Origin of the sequence: Campylobacter sp. RM19073 (assembly GCF_024723495.1) — a bacterium.
GTDB lineage: Bacteria > Campylobacterota > Campylobacteria > Campylobacterales > Campylobacteraceae > Campylobacter > Campylobacter porcelli.
On the sequence record NZ_JANQCT010000049.1, the window covers coordinates 1 to 2,522 of the forward strand.

Consider the following 2,522-nt stretch of genomic DNA (forward strand, 5'->3'; position numbering starts at 1 on the left):
TTAATACCCCATTAAGTAAAATTATGCTAAGATAATTAAGATTAATTATCAATATTAATCCACTAAACTACTTATTAAAAGGAATTAGATGAAAAGAGTGATATTTCCACTTATAATATCTCTATTTTTTATATCTTGTGGTTCTAGTAAATCCCCATACGCACCACCTGTAATAGATGATAATTTAACTACAAACCCTATGAAATCTTTAGTATCTAATAGAGCTGATGTAGATAGTAACTTAAGCACTCCAAATGGTGCCCCGCTATTAAATCTATCCGCATCTCCAAGTCTTGGTTCTAAATCAGCTGCACTAACTATAATAAACCCAATGGGCGGCTCATCTATAACCATTTGGGCTTTAGCTGAGGGAAATTGGCTATGGGGCTACACCTTAGATAACTCAAAGGATTTTGGAGCGGCTAGATTTTGGCAAGTTATAAATCTAGGTAATGATATAGCTTTAATATCAAATTTCCTTACAAATACATGCATTCACGATGAAGGCAGTGGTATAACTCACCGCAGATGCGACCCAAATAATAAATCCCAGCAATGGCAGCTCTTTGCTATGGATAATGGAGCCATTCAGCTTAAATCCACAGCTTCAAATAAATGTATAACAACAGATCTTGGCTCGCTAGTCCAAACTGGTAGCTACTATAGTCTTGCTATGAGAGATTGTAATTTTAAGCCAAATTTTAATCAACAATGGGTATTTATCCCTAAAGCTTTACCAACTGAAGTACTATTAGGATACCAACAATGAAAAATATATTAATCTTATTATTTAGCTTTATAAGCCTATTTGCTAATATAGATGACTTTAAAACAGCTACTTGGAATATGCAAGGCTCAAGTGCTAGTAGCGAGGCTAAATGGAGTATTAGCGTAACTCAAATGTTCTCTGGTCAAAACTCCATTGATGTCCTAGCTATTCAAGAAGCTGGCACTCTCCCAGCCACAGCTGAGCCAACTGGAAGGGAGTTTAGAGCATTTGGTACTAGTGTAGTAGTAACTGAGCATGTGTGGAATATAGGCTCTAGGCTTAGACCAGATCTAATATTTGTATATTTTGCTAGGACTGATGAGGGTGGTAATAGAGTAAATTTAGCTCTAGCTAGTAGAAGACAAGCTGATGAAGTATTCTTACTTCCGCCTCCAACTACAGTCTCAAGACCTATGATTGGCATTAGGATAAATAATGATGCGTTTTTTAGTATTCACGCTTTAGCAAATGGTGGAGCTGATGCTTCAGCTATTGTGCATAATATAGATCTATTCTTTCAAAGCTCCCCAACTCTAGCTAGCACTAACTGGATTATAATGGGAGATTTTAATAGAGAGCCAGGAGAGCTTCTTAGCTCATTTGAGCTTGAGTTAAGACTTAGAACTAGAATAATTACAAATAACGCCATCACTCAAATAAGTGCTAGAAGAACTCTAGATTACGCTGTAGTAGGTAACTCCAATCGTGCAGTGTTTCCAGCTCCATTACCACCAATATCAGCTAGCACATTCTTTAGTGGATTTAGAACTCACATAGCAAGCGATCACTTCCCTGTAACATTTAGGAGATTTCCATGATAAAAACTCTAAAAATATCTTTAATAGCTCTAATATCTATATTTATCGTTAGTTGTGCCTCAACGCCAAATAAGACATTTTTAAAGCTTGATGGCTCACAAGGCTTTGCTGGAGATATAAGCAAAGCCCCAGATGAAAAAAGAGCCCCAGATAGAGCTCCATTATTAAATGATAAAATAAAAACACCAATCTTAACTAGCTCATCAAATAATCAAGATGGCTTTGATCCATTTACTTTGCCTTTAAGCCTAAGATCCCTTGATACAGGTATGCCTTTGGTGGTAAATTTAGGTAAATCAGATGAGACCTTTAATTATAACCTAAGAGAGGTTAAAGCATTTGAACCAAGTGTAATTAGTGATATTAAAAGGGTTGATAGCTTTGCACATTTAAGCCTTGAGTATATTCAGTTTGTATCAGCTAAGGATATAAATGAGTGCTTAGGAATTGATGAGAGTGGATTTTTTATGCTAAAAAACTGCTTTGCGGATTTAAATAAAAAGAAATTTGAGACTGTATTTCAGCTAATACCACTTTTAAGTGATGCTGTGGAGATAAGATCTTTAGTCTTAGGTGGTAAGGAGTGTATAAGCACATTTTTTAATCCTAATTTAGAGCCATGGCAAAGAGTGGGAATATTAAAATGTGAATTAAGAGAGGGATTTGGTGTAGATTTGCCAAAGCTTTGGGCTATAATGCCTGAGATTAGAGAGGCTGCCGTTTTACAACCGCTTGATTAGATTTGATACTGATCAAATCTATAAAAGCAGATGTTGTTATTTGACTGTTATTATCTGGCTTAGTTGGTTTATATTTTTCAGTTTAGTTTATTTTTATTCATTTAGTTAGTTTATTTAGTTTAAATTTTATCTACTCATCTTATATTTTTAATAAAAAGTGGCAATCTCCACTTTTTATTTAGTTTATTTATAATT

The 2,522-nt window shown here is 34.7% G+C and carries 3 protein-coding genes; all 3 read left to right on the forward strand.

What is annotated here, in order from left to right; all coding sequences use genetic code 11:
• The first annotated feature begins 88 nt into the window (after nucleotides 1-88).
• Genes CSUIS19073_RS08115 through CSUIS19073_RS08125 form a run of 3 tightly spaced genes read left to right on the forward strand, consistent with a single transcriptional unit; the run spans nucleotide 89 to nucleotide 2,327 of the window.
• A complete protein-coding gene (locus tag CSUIS19073_RS08115; RefSeq protein ID WP_086242671.1) occupies nucleotides 89-769 on the forward strand; it encodes an RICIN domain-containing protein in 681 nt (226 codons plus the stop codon).
• On the forward strand, nucleotides 766-1,587 hold the full coding sequence (locus tag CSUIS19073_RS08120) for a cytolethal distending toxin subunit B family protein (RefSeq protein ID WP_086242672.1): 822 nt from the start codon (nucleotides 766-768) through the stop codon (nucleotides 1,585-1,587). Before CSUIS19073_RS08115 ends, CSUIS19073_RS08120 begins: the two co-directional genes overlap by 4 nt.
• Nucleotides 1,584-2,327: a hypothetical protein gene (locus tag CSUIS19073_RS08125; RefSeq protein WP_086242673.1), complete on the forward strand. Its 744-nt coding sequence runs from the start codon at nucleotides 1,584-1,586 to the stop codon at nucleotides 2,325-2,327. Before CSUIS19073_RS08120 ends, CSUIS19073_RS08125 begins: the two co-directional genes overlap by 4 nt.
• Nucleotides 2,328-2,522: the final 195 nt, after the last annotated feature.

What these genes read in the sequence shown, in the direction of transcription:
- CSUIS19073_RS08125 (WP_086242673.1), top strand. Translation starts at nt 1,584, where the DNA reads ATGATAAAAACTCTAAAAATATCTTTAATAGCTCTAATATCTATATTT.
- CSUIS19073_RS08120 (WP_086242672.1), top strand. Translation starts at nt 766, where the DNA reads ATGAAAAATATATTAATCTTATTATTTAGCTTTATAAGCCTATTTGCT.
- CSUIS19073_RS08115 (WP_086242671.1), top strand. Translation starts at nt 89, where the DNA reads ATGAAAAGAGTGATATTTCCACTTATAATATCTCTATTTTTTATATCT.